Source organism: Spirosoma endbachense, assembly GCF_010233585.1.
GTDB classification, from domain to species: Bacteria; Bacteroidota; Bacteroidia; order Cytophagales; family Spirosomataceae; genus Spirosoma; species Spirosoma endbachense.
On sequence record NZ_CP045997.1, the window covers coordinates 2304506 to 2320949 of the forward strand.

A 16444-nucleotide genomic window follows, 5' to 3' on the forward strand; every position below is an offset into this window, starting at 1 on the left:
CTGACCAGTTACCAGCCAAGCGGTGCGGTTTGCCAGACCCTATGCCATTCTATCATACGCTCGGCCAGATTCCCCCTAAACGGCATACGCAGTTTGAGAAAACTGCCCCGTCTGGAAGCTCTTCGGGGTTTTATTACGAGCAATTGTTCGGTACGATAGGTTTCGAGGGAATGTCGTCACTGTTGTATCACGTTCATCGGCCAACGATGGTTCGTGAAATGCTCGACAGCGTCGATGTCACCCCAAAAGTTGCAGTGGGGAAAAATATGCTGTCGCGCAAACTGATTGGCTTTAAGATTGAACCCGCTAATGATTTTCTGGATAGCCGGGTTCCCCTGCTGATCAACAATGACCTGATTTTCGGCCTGGCAGCGCCCCGACAGTCGATGACAGACTACTTCTACAAAAACGCCGATTCCGACGAAATGCTGTTCGTGCATCGGGGATCAGGAAAACTCCGGACTCTATTTGGCTCAATCCCATTCCAATACGGTGACTACCTGGTTATTCCGCGCGGAACCATTTACCAGATCGAATTTGATACAGCAGATCTTGAACAGCATCAGCCCAGGCTGCTGTATGTTGAATCTCATTCCCCGATTTATACGCCTAAACGATACCGAAACCAATTCGGGCAATTGCTCGAACATTCGCCTTTCTGCGAGCGCGATATCGTTCGGCCAGCCAACCTGGAAACACATGACGAAACGGGCGATTTCCTGATAAAAATCAAAAAACAAGGTTCGCTTCACTCGCTGGTTTACGCCAGCCATCCGTTCGATGTCGTGGGATGGGATGGTTATAACTTTCCGTATAGTTTTTCTATGTTAAATTTTGAACCCATAACGGGCCGCGTACATCAGCCACCGCCTGTGCATCAAACGTTTCAGACCGATTCGTTCGTGGTTTGCTCGTTCGTTCCGCGTCTGTACGATTATCACCCAAAGGCTATTCCGGCCCCCTACAACCACTCCAATATTGACTCCGATGAAGTCATTTATTACGTGGATGGCGATTTTATGTCGCGCAACGACATCGCACCGGGTCACATTACGCTACATCCGGGCGGTATTCCACACGGACCAGCGCCGGGAGCCATGGAACGCAGCATCGGCAAGAAAGAAACGCAGGAATACGCCGTTATGGTCGACACATTTCGCCCGTTGATGCTCACCGAACAGGCGATGAAACTTGATGACGGGACCTATTATAAATCATGGCTGGACCTGTAGCGACGCCACCGGTATGACACATCAATCAACAAAGACAATGGAAGCAGTAGAAACTCTAGTACCTCAAACAACCGACTTTCTGCCACTCAACGGGACCGATTATATTGAACTCTATGTTGGCAACGCCCGTCAGTCTGCACACTATTTTCAGACAGCGTTCGGCTTTCAGCCCGTTGCCCATGCAGGGCTATCAACGGGTCTGAAAGATCGGGAATCCTTTGTATTGCAACAGGATAGAATCCGGCTTGTTCTAACGTCTCCTTTGCACGGCAATACTCCAATAGGAACACATCTGGACCAACATGGCGATGGCGTTCGTGTGGTTGCCTTATGGGTCGATGATGCGACCAGTGCTTTCGAAGCAACCGTTCAGCGGGGGGCCAGAGCGTTTATGGAGCCAACCCGCGAACAGGATGCCCACGGGTATGTGGTGCGGTCGGGTATTCATGCCTATGGAGACACGATCCATGTGTTCGTGGAACGGAATGACTATAAAGGCGTATTTCTGCCCGGTTATGAATCCTGGACTCCCGATTACCATCCAGCTAATGTCGGGTTAAAATACGTAGACCATATGGTTGGGAACGTCGGCTGGAATGAAATGAATGTCTGGATGAACTTTTACCATGATGTAATGGGCTTTCAGCAACTTGTTTCGTTCGATGACAAAGACATTTCAACGGATTACACAGCCCTCATGAGCAAGGTCATGAGCAATGGCAACGGGCGCGTGAAATTCCCGATCAATGAACCAGCCGAAGGCAAGAAGAAATCCCAGATCGAGGAGTATCTGGATTTTTATGGCGGACCGGGTATTCAGCATATCGCCGTAGCAACCGACAACATTGTTGAGACCGTCATGGCGCTGCACGATCGTGGAGTTGAATTTCTGACCGTTCCCGATGCCTACTACGACCATCTGGCCGAACGGGTAGGCCCTATCGACGAAGAAATCAGCCGGTTACGATCGTTGGGAATTCTGGTTGACCGAGACGACGAGGGTTATTTGCTCCAGATATTCACGAAGCCGGTTTGTCCCCGTCCTACCTTATTCTTTGAGATCATTCAGCGGAAAGGAGCCCGATCATTCGGAAAGGGCAATTTCAAAGCGCTGTTTGAAGCCATCGAGCGCGAACAGGCCATGCGGGGAACGTTGTAACTAATGTTGAATGGTTGAGTGATTGAATGATCGAGTAGGCCTAATCACTCAATCATTTAATCATTCAATCAATTAATCACTCACCATGTTCCAGACCTATTCACAATATACTCCCGACGATCAGGCGGTATGGCAGCTGTTGTTCGAGCGGCAGATGGCGCAGTTACCGGGAAAAGCCAGTCAGGCTTATCTGGACGGTATTTCGGCAACGGGTTTTCGGCCTGACCGGATACCTGATTTTGACCGTGATTTAAATCCAAGATTGCAACCGCTGACGGGCTGGCGGGTTTGTGCCGTAAAGGGCTTAATACCAAACCGCGCGTTTTTTGAGTTGATGGCTAACCGAAACTTTCCGGCAACGACCTGGCTGCGTCGGCGTGATCAACTGGAATACCTGCCCGAACCGGATATGTTTCACGACACGTTTGGCCATGTTCCGATGCTATCGAATCAGGCCTTCTGCGATTTCCTGGCCGCTTTGAGCCGCATTGCCCTGCGGTTTGTGGATTATGAAGAAGCGATTGACATGATTTCCCGATTGTATTGGTATACTGTTGAATTTGGTTTGATTCAGGAAACGGACGGCCTTCGGATTTATGGTGGCGGTATTTTATCGTCTGTTGGCGAAACGACTTATAGCCTGTATAGCAGTGAACCGAAGCGGCTGCCCTACCATGTCGATACCTTACTCCGGACACCGTACATCATCGACCACTTCCAGATGCAGTATTTTATTATCGACTCCTACGAGCAACTGTATCATTCAGTTCCTGAAATCGAAGCGACGCTGGAAGGGTTATTAGTCAGTTAACGTTATTGTCATTAGCTTCGCGTTATTAGGGCATCCTTACCATTGATTCTGTAAGGATAATTTTTAACCAATAACATTTGCCGATGACGCATCCCTCCGATAACCGGGCCTACTTTTTTAAAATTGACACCACCATCAAGAAAATCAGGAATGCGCTCCAGAAGCAATTTAACGACGCTGGATTTGAGCTGACGGTGGACCAGTGGGTTGTCATTGACCATCTCTATCGTAATCCAGGCATTAGTCAGAACACGATTTCGGAAATGACAACCAAAGACGCCCCAACCGTTACCCGAATCATTGACCTTCTCTCGCAAAAGGGCCTGACCGAACGGCGCATGGCCGATAACGACCGGCGTAAGTTTCTGGTTTATTTAACCGAAGCCGGTGAAGCCAAATACAGCGAGGTACTGCCCGTTGTGTCGGCTATGCGACGAAAAGGCTGGGGCGACTTAAGCGACGACGATTATCAGCATTTCGTTCGGATCATGGATTCAATTTATAGTAACATCAGTGAGTAAAGTCTGGAATAATCTCCTGATTAGCTGGCAGGATTATTTACAGAAAACAATCTGAAAATTGGCTCAGACACGATGTACGGCATTTTCAGTTACGATATTGCTTCGCCCCGCGTAGGATTAAAACACGGCAGCCGAATTCTTGACCTCGAAGTAGTCGGACTACTGGGTTATTTTAATGACCTGACTATTGATCCGGCAGTATTCGCCCAACCGGCTCTGAATGAGTTTATTGCTTTAGGAAAACCAAGACATCGGCTTATTCGACAACGCCTGAATGAGTTGTTGAGTGATGAAAACGCTGCTTTCAAAGACGTTTACGAGCAGGTTTTCATTGACGAATCGCGCGCAAAGATGCATTTGCCCGTGCGTATTGGCGACTACACGGATTTTTATGCGGGCATTCACCACGCCGAAAATGTCGGTCGTATGTTCCGGCCCAATGCCGAACCGCTATTGCCCAACTACCGGCACTTACCGGTGGCGTATCACGGACGGGCCTCCTCCATTGTGGTATCCGGCACGTCTATCCAGCGACCGAATGGGCAGTATTTAGGCCCGGATAATCAGCCTGTTTTCGGCCCGTCGAAAGCATTGGATTTTGAGCTTGAACTGGGGCTTATTATCGGCAAAAACAATGCACTAGGCAATTCCATCGCTGTCGATGATGCCGAAGACTACATTTTCGGCCTTACGCTTTTTAATGACTGGTCGGCCCGCGACATTCAGCGTTGGGAATACCAGCCGCTAGGGCCATTTCTGGGAAAAAACTTTGCATCGAGCCTATCTGCCTGGGTTGTTCCGCTCGACGACCTCGAATCCTTTCGTGTTACGGGCATCCAGCAGGAACCAATTCCTCTCCCCTATCTACGCTGTGCAAAAGCCTCTCACTTTGACCTAGAGTTAGAAGTCATTTTGCGCACAGCGGCTGGCGACGCCGTCGTGATTAGCCGCACAAACGCCCGGAATTTGTATTGGAGCTTTGCGCAAATGATTGCTCATCATACGGTGGGTGGGTGCAACCTCAACATTGGTGATGTGCTGGCTACGGGCACTATTTCGGGTTCTACACCCGGCTCATACGGCTCACTGCTCGAACTCAGCTGGAATGGTACGCGGCCTTTACATTTGTCAGCCCAAACGACACGTACGTTTTTAGAGGACGGCGACAGCCTGATTTTACAAGGATGGGGCTTTGCTGAAGGGATTCGGGTTGATTTGGGCGAGGTGTCAGGAACGATTAGCCAAAAACAGCAGTAGTCTTATTGACCTACCATTCATATCCCGACATGATCAAAACCATTAATCCGGCCGATCTGCAACCCAGCGAATTCTATCGGTATATGATCGGCACGATTGGCCCGCGCCCAATTGCATTTGCCAGCACTATCGACGCTAAAGGCCAGGTCAATCTTAGTCCGTTCAGTTTCTTCAACGTATTTGGGTATAACCCACCCACACTGGTTTTTGCCCCGAGTATTAACCGGCATGGCCACAAAAAACACACGCTCCTGAATCTGGAAGAAGTTGGCGAAGTGGTCATCAATATAGTCAACTACGCAATGGTTGAGCAGGTGTCATTGGCTAGTGCGGAGTTTGAGCGCGGTATCAATGAGTTCGATAAAGCGGGCTTTACGGCGATTCCCTCCGATCAGGTTCGTCCACCCAGAGTTGCCGAATCACCGGCAGCATTCGAATGTATAGTCCGGCAGATTATTCCAACGAATGAACGGCCCGCTCATGAGACTCCCGGCGCGGGCTATCTGGTCATTTGTGAAGTCGTGATGGCGCATATTCACGACACGATTTTCAATGAAGCCGGTGCCATTGATCCCCATCGCCTTGACCTGATTGGTCGGATGGGTGGCGATTGGTACGCCCGCGCTCATGGCGACGCACTCTTTGAAGTGGCCCGCCCTAAAATCGGTATTGGTATCGATCAGATTCCTCATTCGATTCGGAATAGCACGATTCTGTCGGGCAACGATCTGGGCAAATTAGGCAGTTTCATAGCCCTGCCAACTGCCGACGAAGTAAGCGCATTCGGAGCATCAGACCAATTGAAGGAGTTAATTGATGAAGCACGCTACGGTTGCCAGTATTTGCCGGATTTATTGCACCTGCGAGCGAAACAGTTGCTGGCAGATAACAAGGTTAAAGACGCCTGGCTGACATTGCTGCAAGCGCCCTAAAAACAAGAGCACTGAAAGTGAGTTGTCATAAAACCGGGGCTTTCGCCAGGAGCCGTCGCGTGAAGCCGTGCCACGGTTTGTTTGCGCATATGAGTAACCGTGGCACGGCTCCACGCGACGACTCCTGGCGAAAGCCCTAAAAACAACAAAACAGAATCAACACCATGAAACCCACTACCTCACTCTCAATAGTACTCGTCGGCCTCATGCTCACGTATGGATGCTCATCGAGCAGCGACAACACAGAAAAAGCCGAGAAAATCAACAACGACAAAATTGACAAACAGGCTATCGCGGTCAGCAATGATGCGAAAGAAGAAGCGAAAGGTGTCAGTAAAAATATGGTCGAGCTGGCCAATAGTAGCCTGACCGAATTCGAACTGAGCAAGGTTGCGCTCAAAAAAGCCACCAATCCCGAAGTGAAAGCGTATGCGCAACGGGTCATGAATGATCACCAGCAAGACGATAAAAATCTGCAATCACTTGCCAAACAAATGAACGTCACGCTGCCAACCGGGCTCTCCGACAAAAGCAACGGCCATTTAGGCAAACTAACCGGTATGAAGGCTGGTACTGAATTCGATTTACAATACCTCGAAAATATGATCAGCGTGAACGATGATGCACTCGATTCTGCCGACGACCTCCGCGATCACGCCCCTAATGATGCCGTCAAAACCTTCGCCAGAAAGCTTTTAGACGACGACGAGAAACATAAAAAGCAAGCCAAGCAATTGAAAAATGTACTGGACTAACCCATAGCGCGGGCGATCACCGATCGCCCGCGCTATTGACTTTTAATATCCTCTTGCGGTATTATCGGCTCGTGGGTCCGATGCACCTTCATACGAACCATCGGGACGAATCAGTACACAATCCATTCGACCAAGGGTGTTCGTCAGTTTTTCGAGTATATAGCCACGACTTTGCAGGGCCTGAACGGTAGCATCGGAGAAAGCCCCATTCTCAAATGTAGTCTTATCGGGAAGCCACTGATGGTGGAATTTCAACGCATTGACGGCCTGTTGCATTGTCATTCCGTGCTCGATTACGTTCAGAATAGTCTGGTAAACCGAGGTTATGATGGTTGATCCGCCCGGTGTTCCTACCACCATAAATAGCTTACCATCTTTTTCCAGAATAGTTGGTGTCATGGACGAAAGCATTCGTTTGTTGGGCGCAATGGCATTCGCCTGATTGCCAATCAATCCGAACATATTCGGAACGCCTGGTTTAACACTGAAATCGTCCATCTCGTTATTCATGAAGAAACCAGCTCCACCGATAACAACCCGGCTTCCATAACCACCATTGAGCGTTGTGGTAATACTGACGGCACTGCCCTCTTTGTCGACGATCGAAAAGTGAGTTGTTTCGAGACTTTCGTAGCCGGGAATCATGCCCCCTTTTACGGTTTTACTATCGCTTGCTTTAGCAAACGAGAAATCAGTCCAGCGCGTGCTGAGATAATCCGGACTCATTAGCTTGTCAACCGGCACTTTCACAAAATCGGGGTCACCTAAAAACTTGGCCCGGTCGGCATATACGCGACGTTCAGCCTCAATCATGACCTGCACCGTTGAATCACGATTCCAGCCCCATTTACGCAACGGATAGGGTTCTGTAAAACGCATCAGTTGCACGAGCGCTACACCCCCACTGGAAGTCGGTGGCATCGTGATAACGTTGTAGTTTTTGTATTTCGCCTGAATCGGGTCGCGCCAGGCGGAATGATAATTTTTAAGGTCCTCTTCAGTAATCAGGCCTTTCCCGCGCTGCATTTCTTCGGCAATCAGCCGCGCTGTCTCGCCCTCGTAGAATCCGGCCCGCCCCTGCCCCTGAATCCGTTGCAGCGTTTTAGCCAGATCGGCTTGAACAAATACATCTCCTTTATGCCAGGTGACCGTGTCTGTTGGCACTGTGCTTTTCAGGAAGTATGTTTTGCCAGGATTTATCGTATTCAGATCCGGTTTGATTCGGTTTAAACCTAATGCATCCCGTTCGGTGAGCGCAAAGCCTTTTTCGGCCAGATCAACAGCAGGCTGTATTACCTGGCTCCAGGGTAATTTGCCGAACCGTTTGTGAGCCTCGGCCATACCGTCTACCGATCCGGGTACGCCACTTGCCAGATGGCCACTTATGCTTAGTCCCTGCCGAACATTGCCAAGCGAATCGAGGTACATGTTCTGACTGGCCTTACCAGGAGCTTTTTCGCGATAATCGAGCGTATACGCTTTTCCTGCGTTATCCCGATACACCATAAATCCTCCCCCCCCAATATTGCCTGCTCCGGGATATACGACAGCCAGGGCAAACTGAATCGCCACAGCAGCATCGACCGCATTACCGCCCGCTTGCAGAATAGCCAGACCTACCTGAGAGGCTTCGGGATGTGCGGAGGCAACCATACCATTCCGCCCAATAACACCTTGCCGATCCGAGAAAAATGGCTTTACGGTTGGGTCTTCGTCGCGGTATTGATAAACTCCCTGGCTCTGCTCTATTTTTGAACTGGACGTAGTAGATGGAGCCTGGGTTTTGCAGGAAGCAACAGCAAGGGCAAACAGTATTAGGGAAGGATAATAAATACTATTTTTTTTCATACGGGGGTCCGGTTAGGCGGTTGTAAACCCCTAAACTACAAAAATTGCTTTATCTGAGCGCGTTATGTCGGCAAACAAGCTGCTTGCTAAAAGCACATTTTCGAATCAGCCGACGCTATCGTTTCAAAGAAATCTGTTAACGCAACATGCAATCGAAAGCACGATTTACGATTAGTGGCAACCATTTATCCGTCAGAATCTTGTACTTGTCCGAAATGATTGGGCAGGGAAGGATTTTATTTATTTCTTTGTTACTCTCACCAGATTAAAGTCTGCCAGAACCATAAAACACCATGCGGTTTCTTCGTCAGGTATTAGAAAGTTTTCGGTTTGCGTGGCAGGCCCTGCGTTCCAATCTCCTTCGCACAACGCTCTCACTGCTGGGCGTAACCGTCGGGATCTTTGCGATTATTGCCGTTTTTACGCTGGTCGATTCACTGGAACGAAATATCAAGGATAGTCTCTCTTTTATCGGCGATAAGGTCGTTTATGTACAAAAATGGCCGTGGTCGTTTGAAGGTGAATACCAGTGGTGGAAGTATTTTCAGCGCCCCGAACCATCCTTTAAGGAGTATAAATTTCTGGCCGACAAGCTCGAAAATGCGCAGGCTATAGTAGCGATGGATTTTAAAGGCCGAATTACGGTCAAGCACAACAATAACAGCATGATGTCGCTGATTCAGGGAACGACATTCGAGTACAATAAAATTTCTGAGGTGGAGGTCGCCAGTGGGCGCTACTTCACCCAACAGGAAATTGATGTGGCCCGCAACGTAGCCATTATTGGCGCTGATGTGGCTGAGAATCTGTTTCCTGCTGAAGAACCTGTCGGTAAATCGTTCAAGATAAATGGCATGAACTTTACCATTATTGGCGTTCAGGAGAAGAAAGGCGAAAGCCTTGTCAATTTTGGCGGCAACCCCGACATTAAATGCCTCATTCCATACGGCGCATTTTCAAAAATGTTCCATTCAATTAACCCCAGTATCGATATTGCGGTTAAAGGATACGATGACGACGAAGGGCTGCTCGAACTGGAAAGCGAAATTAAGGGCTTGTTACGTACCCGACGGGGCGTTCGCCCAACCCAGGATGATAATTTTGCCATTAACCGACCTGAAGCGGCTGCACAGGCCATTAGCGGCATTTTTGCAGTATTAACCGTGGCGGGTTGGGTTATTGGCGGCTTTTCTATTCTGATTGGTGGATTTGGCATTGCCAATATCATGTTCGTAAGTGTGAAAGAACGAACCAACATTATTGGCATTCAGAAATCGCTGGGCGCCAAGAATTACTTTATTCTTTTCCAGTTTTTATTCGAGGCTGTTCTGCTAAGTTTAGTCGGTGGCCTGGCGGGCATAGCGCTGGTGTACCTGCTTTCTTTTATGCAGTTAGGCAGTCTGGAACTCCACCTGACAGCGGGCAACATCATACTGGGCTTAGGGGTATCGAGCGTGATCGGTATTCTGTCAGGCATCATCCCTGCCTTTTCGGCGGCCCGGCTCGATCCTGTTATTGCAATCCGGGCCAAGTAAGTTTAAGGATATTTCTGGCGCTTCCCACCGTCAGTCAGCAGCCTTTTTACGAACAATTCCTGCCCGACTCCGTTCTGTTTACTGAACATATACAAAAATTTCGTCTATTTGCACGGTATAAAACCGCAACTTAACCAAACAAGTCCATGCGAGGGTTACTGTACTTCCTGTTATTTTTATTAGTTGTTTTTGGTGTTCTGTATGCACTTACCGGCTGGAGTTTCAGCGATGGAGAACGAGCCGGTACGATCTCTAAATTTAGCCGTCGGGGTTATCTTTTTAAAACCTATGAAGGTGTTCTCAATGTTGGCGGATTCTCCGGCGAAACAGGCTCACTCACTCCGCAGTACTTCGATTTTTCTGTTAAAGATGAAGCGGTAGCGAAACAGATTACCAACGCAGTGAAAACCGGGCAGCGCGTTACGCTCCACTACGAAGAAAAGATCCTGAAATTTCCGTGGAATGGCGAGACAAAATACTACATCACCGGTTTAGAAGTGGTGGGCCCTCCCCCTTCGCCTTACGGTACGAATCCAGCCTATCCGGGTGGACAGCAAACCACTCCGCAGCAGCCTCAACCAACTCAACCGCAGCCACAATCGGCCACTGTCGATTCTACAATTTAAGTTTCTTCGTTTCATATCGTTACTATCGGACGTACCCTAATAATGGGTACGTCCGATTTTATTTTCAGATAGTTTTTATTATGGCCGCCAATCCTGATTACAAGAGCCTATGATAAGATTTCCAATAACTTACGCCAGGCATGCACAGTAACTAAATCAGAAATGACGGCTTGCGTTTAGCCGTCTCTCATCGCTAAAAGAAGCAAAAGCAGTCTTATAAGCTGACAATCAACAAGTAGACACTTTATTTAAATCTATATCAATAGTAGCTTATAAAATTCAGCAATAAAATCTCTTTTTAAACGCGTCAACAAGCCCCAACTATTTCAAAAAACCGTTTGGTAATCCGGGCAATTTTGGTTAATTTTATCTGTTTAAAACAACCATCCTAACATGGCAAAATCAGATACGGCGCAAGCCACAGCATCTGCTCATGACAACAAGTTAAAGGCTCTGCAAACCACTATTGAAAAGTTAGATAAAGCTTTTGGGAAAGGCACTGTAATGCGCCTGAGCGAAAGCAAAGTCGTAGATGTTCCTGTCATTTCGACGGGCTCGCTAGGGCTTGATTTGGCATTGGGTATTGGTGGAATGCCGCGTGGGCGAGTTGTTGAAATATATGGCCCTGAATCATCAGGTAAAACCACGCTGACGATGCACTGCATCGCCGAAGCACAGAAAGCGGGTGGTCTGGCTGCATTTATCGACGCTGAACATGCTTTTGATCGGGTCTACGCTGAAAAGCTCGGCATTGACACGAAAAACCTGCTTATCTCGCAACCTGATAATGGCGAACAAGCCCTCGAAATCGCTGAACACCTGATTAGCTCGGGTGCCATCGACATTATCGTTATTGACTCCGTAGCCGCACTCGTACCAAAAGCCGAAATCGAAGGCGAAATGGGCGAAAGCAAAATGGGTCTGCAAGCACGACTGATGTCGCAGGCGTTGCGCAAACTGACCGGTACGATCAATAAAACAGGTTGCTGCTGCATTTTCATTAACCAGCTTCGCGAAAAGATTGGTGTGATGTTCGGTAACCCTGAAACAACAACCGGTGGTAACGCCCTGAAATTCTACGCATCGGTTCGGATCGATATTCGTCGCATTGGCCAAATCAAAGAAGGCGCCGATAACGTTGTGGGTAACCGGACTAAAGTGAAAGTCGTTAAAAACAAATTGGCGGCTCCATTTAAAGTCGTTGAATTCGACATTATGTATGGTCAGGGTATCTCAAAAGTTGGCGAAATTCTTGACCTGGCTGTTGAAATGGAGATCGTTAAAAAGTCGGGTTCATGGTTCTCGTACGGCACTAGCCGTCTTGCACAGGGGCGTGATGCCGTCAAGGAGTTACTGCTCGATAACCCCGAACTGATGGCTGAACTGGAAGCAAAAATCCGGGCAAAAATCGCTGATGATCAGGAAGCCCTGATCGATCCGGTTCTTGCAGCTACTGAAGCCGACGACGAAGGCGAAATTGACGATTAAGTTTTATTATTCTTTGTAGAATGAGGTGGTTGGGTTTTCTCGGCCACCTCTTTTTTTATTTTTGCAAGTGAGTATCCAGATCGGAAGGTTTTATGGCTGCCCGGTTTACGCATTAGTTCGCCTACACACCCACCCGGATGTGGCTGCTGATACACCAGCCTCAACCAAGCAACCAGGCAATGTCGAATCATCACAACAAACTCACCGTCTGTCCTAACTGTGGCACAGACTTAGGTCCGGAAGACAATTTCTGCCCGAACTGTGGTCAGGAAAACCACGAAGTCAAACTGCCACTTGGCCATATTTTCTATGAGTTTGCTGAAAGTATCACCCACTTCGACAATAAATTGTGGAACTCATTAAAAGCAATTTTCACGCGTCCGGGGAAAATGACCGCCGAATTTCTGGAAGGGAAGCGAGCACGGTATGTACCACCGGCAAGGTTGTATGTATTTGTGAGCGTTATCTTTTTTTTCCTGATCGGCAAATTTGCTGATCATCAGTTAGAGGAACGTATCAGGCGGATGAATGGGATTTCTACCGATCAAACAGAGGCTGACACGACTGATCGTGACACTGGAATAAAGATTGATCTGGAGGGGCTCATAAACAACGACAGCTTATTGGATAGTCATGGTCTGCACAAAATAGCGACCAGGATCGACTTTAATACGTTGGTGGATTCGGTGGGTCTGGCCCGAACATCGCGTCGTATTAAACGGCTTCAACCCTACCAGCTGGATTCATTATTGACCAAAGCTAACCTAACCCTGGCAGACTCGAACCGGGCTAAGCTTCGGGAGTTAATTGAGCTTGTTCCGGCCAACCCAAAAGTGTCGTTTAGTTTTGGACCCACCCTCAGTACCAAAGAGTTTAAAACAGATGCCGAACGAGAGGAATATGAAGAGAAGTTAAGCCACATGCCCGATGCTCAGATAGATTCGCTCATTCGGGCCGAAGGCGACACGCCAAACTGGTTCATGAGAAAGCTCTATCGGCGACAGGGCAAACTCGCACACTTAGGTAAAGGCGAAAATACAGAGAAGTTTCTGCACGCCAGTACGAAGAATCTCTCGGTTGTCATGTTTGTTCTTATGCCATTTGTTGCCGTTCTTCTGCTTTTAATCTATTTCCGACGTGGGCGGTATTATTATGAGCACCTGATCTTTTCTGTCCACATTCATACCGTACTCTTCCTGATTTTTTCAGTAGTGTTACTCTCTACTTATTACGTAAACCCAACAGTAACTACTTCCATTCTGGGCTGGACGTTATGGGTATGCTGGCTGTATTTTTTACTCTCGCTAAAACGGGTTTACCAGCAATCATGGGGTAAAACCATTTTGAAGTTTCTCTTGCTCAGTGTGATGTATTGGTTTGTCGCAACGATTTTTCTGATCGGCTCCTTCGGTGTTGGACTGCTTACCTTTTAAACCTTAAGGTCATAAAAACAGGAAAGCCCGGCTGTATAGCCGGGCTTTCCTGTAAATAGATGGAGTCCGTTTTGGCTCCCTTTATTAACGCTGGTCGATCGCCTTGAATTCCCGGAGTGTAGCCCCGGTATAAATCTGACGAGGGCGTCCGATTGGCTCTTTCTGTTCACGCATTTCTTTCCATTGCGCAATCCAGCCGGGCAAACGACCAATGGCAAACATAACCGTAAACATATTCGTTGGAATGCCCAGCGCCCGATAGATGATTCCAGAATAGAAATCAACGTTCGGATACAATTTACGCTGGATGAAGTACTCATCGTGCAGAGCCGCTTCTTCCAGACCTTTGGCAATTTCCAGAACCGGGTCATTGACACCGAGTTTGCTCAACACGTCATCGGCAGCTTTCTTGATGATTCGGGCACGGGGATCGAAGTTTTTATAAACGCGGTGACCGAAACCAAAGAGCCGGAAGCCCGTTGTTTTGGCATTTTTCGCCATATCAACGTACTTGCTGACGTCACCACCATCGGCTTTGATGGCTTCGAGCATTTCAATGACTTCCTGATTGGCACCACCGTGCAATGGGCCCCATAATGCACTAATACCTGACGAAATAGACGAATAGATATTTGCCTGTGACGAACCAACAAGCCGTACGGTTGACGTCGAACAGTTTTGTTCGTGATCGGCGTGCAGAATAAGCAGAACGTTCAGCGCTTCAGCGACAACTGGATCTACTTTATAATCCTCTACTGGCAGAGCGAACATCATATTCAGGAAGTTCGGAATGTAGTCGAGGTTATTTTTGGGATAATTGGTCGGGTGCCCTAACGACCGCTTATACGACCAGGTAGCAATTGTTGGCAGTTTGGCTAACAACCGCACAATATGCAGAGCCGGATCATTCTTTTCGTCCTGCGAATCAGGATAGAAAGCGCTCATGGCACTCACCAGTGACGATAAAACACCCATTGGGTGGGCATTGACCGGAAACCCGTCAAAGATTTTCCGCATATCCTCATTAACGAGAGTATGACGACGGATACCGTTTTCAAATTGAGCATATTGCTCTTTGGTGGGTAATTCACCATAGATAAGCAAATAAGCAACCTCCAGAAACGACGCTTTGGCGGCTAAGTCTTCAATCGAGTAGCCCCGATATTGCAGGATGCCCTGCTCACCATCTAGAAACGTAATAGCGCTCTTTGTGGCACCGGTGTTTTTATAGCCCCGGTCTAAGGTAACGTAGCCGGTTTGGTCACGGAGGTTGGAGATGTCGAAGGCTTTTTCGTGTTCCGTTCCTTCAAATGTCGGGAATTGGTACGATTTACCATCGACAGTAAGTTCAGCAGTGTTGGCCATACAAAAAATCAGGGTAGAGTATTCAGAAATATCGAATTAGGAGCCTGTCGAGCACCGGAGCACGTCCATGCCGGGCGAAATTAAGCCAAAAACCCAAACGGCGGATGAAATTATGTGAAAAAAGCCGCATTACCTTTGTATTAAAATGTAACAGGTAGAAAGCACAATAAGTTTTTCTCTATTGTTTATAGAAAATACCCCCTTTCATAACTGCCTGAACGCGACGTAAATCGGCAATTGTTTTTGTTGGATCGCCCTCCACAACGACCAGATCGGCCAGTAGCCCCGCCTTAACCCGCCCACGGTCGGCCAGGTGAAACACATCGGCATTGACCGACGTAGCCGATCGCAACACATCGAGTGGTTTCATTCCATAATCGACCATCATGCTCAATTCACGGGCATTGTCGCCATGGCTGAACACACCAACATCGCCCCCGGCGCAGATCGTTACGCCCGCATCAAGCGCCTGTTTAAACGTTACACGCTTCTCACGAATACGCGCAGGCTCGGGGTCCTGGCCTTTTTTCCAACCACGATACTGGCTAACGGCATCACCAGCGGCCAGCGTTGGGCAAAGAGCAGTACCATGTTGTTTCATAAGCGCAAAAATGTCGAGGGTGCCAGCGTCTCCGTGTTCTACAGTTTCGCAACCACCCAGAATAGCCCGGCGCATTCCTTCGGCGGTACTGGCATGCGCCACTACCGAGCGACCACTGCTTTTAGCCACCTCGACAATAAGCTTAATTTCATCAACAGTATAGGTCGGCCGGGCTTCGGCCATGAGTCCCCAGCGGTAATCGGCATATATTTTTATGGCATCAGCTCCTTTACCAATCTGCCGCCGAACAGCCTGAATCAACGCATCATGTCCATCGGCTTCTTCGGCTCCCTGGGGTACATCGATATCGGCACTGAAACCTTTGGGGGCATAGCTGCCCGTTGCGATCAGCGCACGTGTAACCACGATCATCCGTGGCCCAGGAATAATGCCCTGGTTAATGGCTTGTTTGAGTCCTACGTCGTCATAATCGGCACCTTCAGTACCCAGATCGCGCACGGTTGTAAAACCTGCCATGAGCGTTTTCTGCGCATGAACTGTGGCCCGCGCTACCCGCAGTGACCTGGCCTCTTTCAATACCTGATCGTCCCAGGTTGTTTCGTTGTAGGGATGCAACAAGAGATGGGAGTGGCCTTCAATTAAGCCGGGTAATAAGGTTGCGCCTTTTAAGTCGACAACCGACACATCGGCCCCGCTTGCTGAAACCGAAGAAGAAGGGCCAGCCGCTTCGATCTTATCGCCTTTTACCCGTACGACCCAACCTTCATGCATGGTTTCACCATCGAAAACACGGTCGGGACGCAATAAATAGGCTGTTTGAGCGAAAAGAGTACCAGGTAAGCAGAATACAACCAGAAGATAGAGTCTGTTCATGAAGTAAGGTTCATAGTAAAACCAAAAATACGCAAAAAGGAGCCATT

Annotated in this window: 14 protein-coding genes; 11 read left to right on the top strand and 3 right to left on the bottom strand. The window is 48.5% G+C overall.

Translation table 11 applies throughout. From position 1 onward, the window contains the following. Positions 1-41: 41 nt before the first annotated feature. From GJR95_RS08995 to GJR95_RS09025, 7 genes are all read left to right on the top strand, one after another. Positions 42-1232 carry a homogentisate 1,2-dioxygenase gene (locus GJR95_RS08995; protein WP_162391632.1) on the top strand — a complete coding sequence of 397 codons (1191 nt, stop codon included), beginning with the start codon at positions 42-44 and terminating at the stop codon, positions 1230-1232. 37 nt (positions 1233-1269) lie between these two features. Next, positions 1270-2391 carry a 4-hydroxyphenylpyruvate dioxygenase gene (gene hppD, locus GJR95_RS09000; RefSeq protein ID WP_162385553.1) on the top strand — a complete coding sequence of 374 codons (1122 nt, stop codon included), beginning with the start codon at positions 1270-1272 and terminating at the stop codon, positions 2389-2391. Between the two features lie 85 nt (positions 2392-2476). Further along, positions 2477-3202: a phenylalanine 4-monooxygenase gene (phhA, locus tag GJR95_RS09005; RefSeq protein WP_162385554.1), complete on the top strand. Its 726-nt coding sequence runs from the start codon at positions 2477-2479 to the stop codon at positions 3200-3202. A gap of 83 nt (positions 3203-3285) precedes the next feature. After that, positions 3286-3723 carry a MarR family winged helix-turn-helix transcriptional regulator gene (locus tag GJR95_RS09010; protein WP_162385555.1) on the top strand — a complete coding sequence of 146 codons (438 nt, stop codon included), beginning with the start codon at positions 3286-3288 and terminating at the stop codon, positions 3721-3723. Between the two features lie 72 nt (positions 3724-3795). After that, on the top strand, positions 3796-4980 hold the full coding sequence (gene fahA / locus GJR95_RS09015) for a fumarylacetoacetase (RefSeq protein ID WP_162385556.1): 1185 nt from the start codon (positions 3796-3798) through the stop codon (positions 4978-4980). Between the two features lie 32 nt (positions 4981-5012). Next, complete coding sequence (locus GJR95_RS09020) at positions 5013-5912, top strand: flavin reductase family protein (RefSeq protein WP_162391633.1); 900 nt, start codon at positions 5013-5015, stop codon at positions 5910-5912. 164 nt (positions 5913-6076) lie between these two features. Next, positions 6077-6667 (top strand): DUF4142 domain-containing protein, encoded by a 591-nt coding sequence (locus GJR95_RS09025; RefSeq protein ID WP_162385557.1) that lies wholly within the window; start codon positions 6077-6079, stop codon positions 6665-6667. Between the two features lie 42 nt (positions 6668-6709). On the opposite strand, the gene ggt is transcribed toward GJR95_RS09025, so the two are convergent. Further along, positions 6710-8515 (bottom strand): gamma-glutamyltransferase, encoded by a 1806-nt coding sequence (gene ggt, locus GJR95_RS09030; RefSeq protein ID WP_162385558.1) that lies wholly within the window; start codon positions 8513-8515, stop codon positions 6710-6712. 293 nt (positions 8516-8808) lie between these two features. Between ggt and GJR95_RS09035 the strand changes: the two genes are divergently transcribed. The 4 genes from GJR95_RS09035 to GJR95_RS09050 all read left to right on the top strand — a co-directional run bounded on the left by GJR95_RS09035 (position 8809) and on the right by GJR95_RS09050 (position 13597). Continuing rightward, complete coding sequence (locus GJR95_RS09035) at positions 8809-10050, top strand: ABC transporter permease (RefSeq protein WP_162385559.1); 1242 nt, start codon at positions 8809-8811, stop codon at positions 10048-10050. A 146-nt stretch (positions 10051-10196) separates the two neighbouring features. Further along, the gene (locus GJR95_RS09040; RefSeq protein WP_162385560.1) at positions 10197-10676 is read left to right on the top strand and encodes a hypothetical protein; all 480 of its coding nucleotides are present in this window, start codon (positions 10197-10199) and stop codon (positions 10674-10676) included. A 393-nt stretch (positions 10677-11069) separates the two neighbouring features. After that, complete coding sequence (gene recA / locus GJR95_RS09045; protein ID WP_162385561.1) at positions 11070-12164, top strand: recombinase RecA; 1095 nt, start codon at positions 11070-11072, stop codon at positions 12162-12164. Positions 12165-12343: 179 nt separating this feature from the next. After that, entirely contained in the window at positions 12344-13597 is a 1254-nt protein-coding gene (locus tag GJR95_RS09050; RefSeq protein ID WP_162391634.1) for a DUF3667 domain-containing protein, read from the top strand. An 84-nt stretch (positions 13598-13681) separates the two neighbouring features. On the opposite strand, the gene GJR95_RS09055 is transcribed toward GJR95_RS09050, so the two are convergent. Next, positions 13682-14962, bottom strand: coding sequence for a citrate synthase (locus GJR95_RS09055; RefSeq protein WP_162385562.1), 1281 nt, complete (start codon positions 14960-14962; stop codon positions 13682-13684). Between the two features lie 178 nt (positions 14963-15140). Further along, complete coding sequence (locus GJR95_RS09060) at positions 15141-16397, bottom strand: metal-dependent hydrolase family protein (protein ID WP_162385563.1); 1257 nt, start codon at positions 16395-16397, stop codon at positions 15141-15143. Between the last annotated feature and the right edge of the window lie 47 nt (positions 16398-16444).

Bases quoted from the DNA above. Each gene is read 5' to 3' on its own strand.
- ggt (WP_162385558.1), bottom strand. From the start codon at position 8,515: ATGAAAAAAAATAGTATTTATTATCCTTCCCTAATACTGTTTGCCCTT.
- GJR95_RS09060 (WP_162385563.1), bottom strand. From the start codon at position 16,397: ATGAACAGACTCTATCTTCTGGTTGTATTCTGCTTACCTGGTACTCTT.
- GJR95_RS09035 (WP_162385559.1), top strand. From the start codon at position 8,809: ATGCGGTTTCTTCGTCAGGTATTAGAAAGTTTTCGGTTTGCGTGGCAG.
- phhA (WP_162385554.1), top strand. From the start codon at position 2,477: ATGTTCCAGACCTATTCACAATATACTCCCGACGATCAGGCGGTATGG.
- GJR95_RS08995 (WP_162391632.1), top strand. From the start codon at position 42: ATGCCATTCTATCATACGCTCGGCCAGATTCCCCCTAAACGGCATACG.
- GJR95_RS09010 (WP_162385555.1), top strand. From the start codon at position 3,286: ATGACGCATCCCTCCGATAACCGGGCCTACTTTTTTAAAATTGACACC.
- fahA (WP_162385556.1), top strand. From the start codon at position 3,796: ATGTACGGCATTTTCAGTTACGATATTGCTTCGCCCCGCGTAGGATTA.
- GJR95_RS09040 (WP_162385560.1), top strand. From the start codon at position 10,197: ATGCGAGGGTTACTGTACTTCCTGTTATTTTTATTAGTTGTTTTTGGT.
- GJR95_RS09025 (WP_162385557.1), top strand. From the start codon at position 6,077: ATGAAACCCACTACCTCACTCTCAATAGTACTCGTCGGCCTCATGCTC.
- GJR95_RS09050 (WP_162391634.1), top strand. From the start codon at position 12,344: ATGTCGAATCATCACAACAAACTCACCGTCTGTCCTAACTGTGGCACA.
- recA (WP_162385561.1), top strand. From the start codon at position 11,070: ATGGCAAAATCAGATACGGCGCAAGCCACAGCATCTGCTCATGACAAC.
- GJR95_RS09055 (WP_162385562.1), bottom strand. From the start codon at position 14,962: ATGGCCAACACTGCTGAACTTACTGTCGATGGTAAATCGTACCAATTC.
- hppD (WP_162385553.1), top strand. From the start codon at position 1,270: ATGGAAGCAGTAGAAACTCTAGTACCTCAAACAACCGACTTTCTGCCA.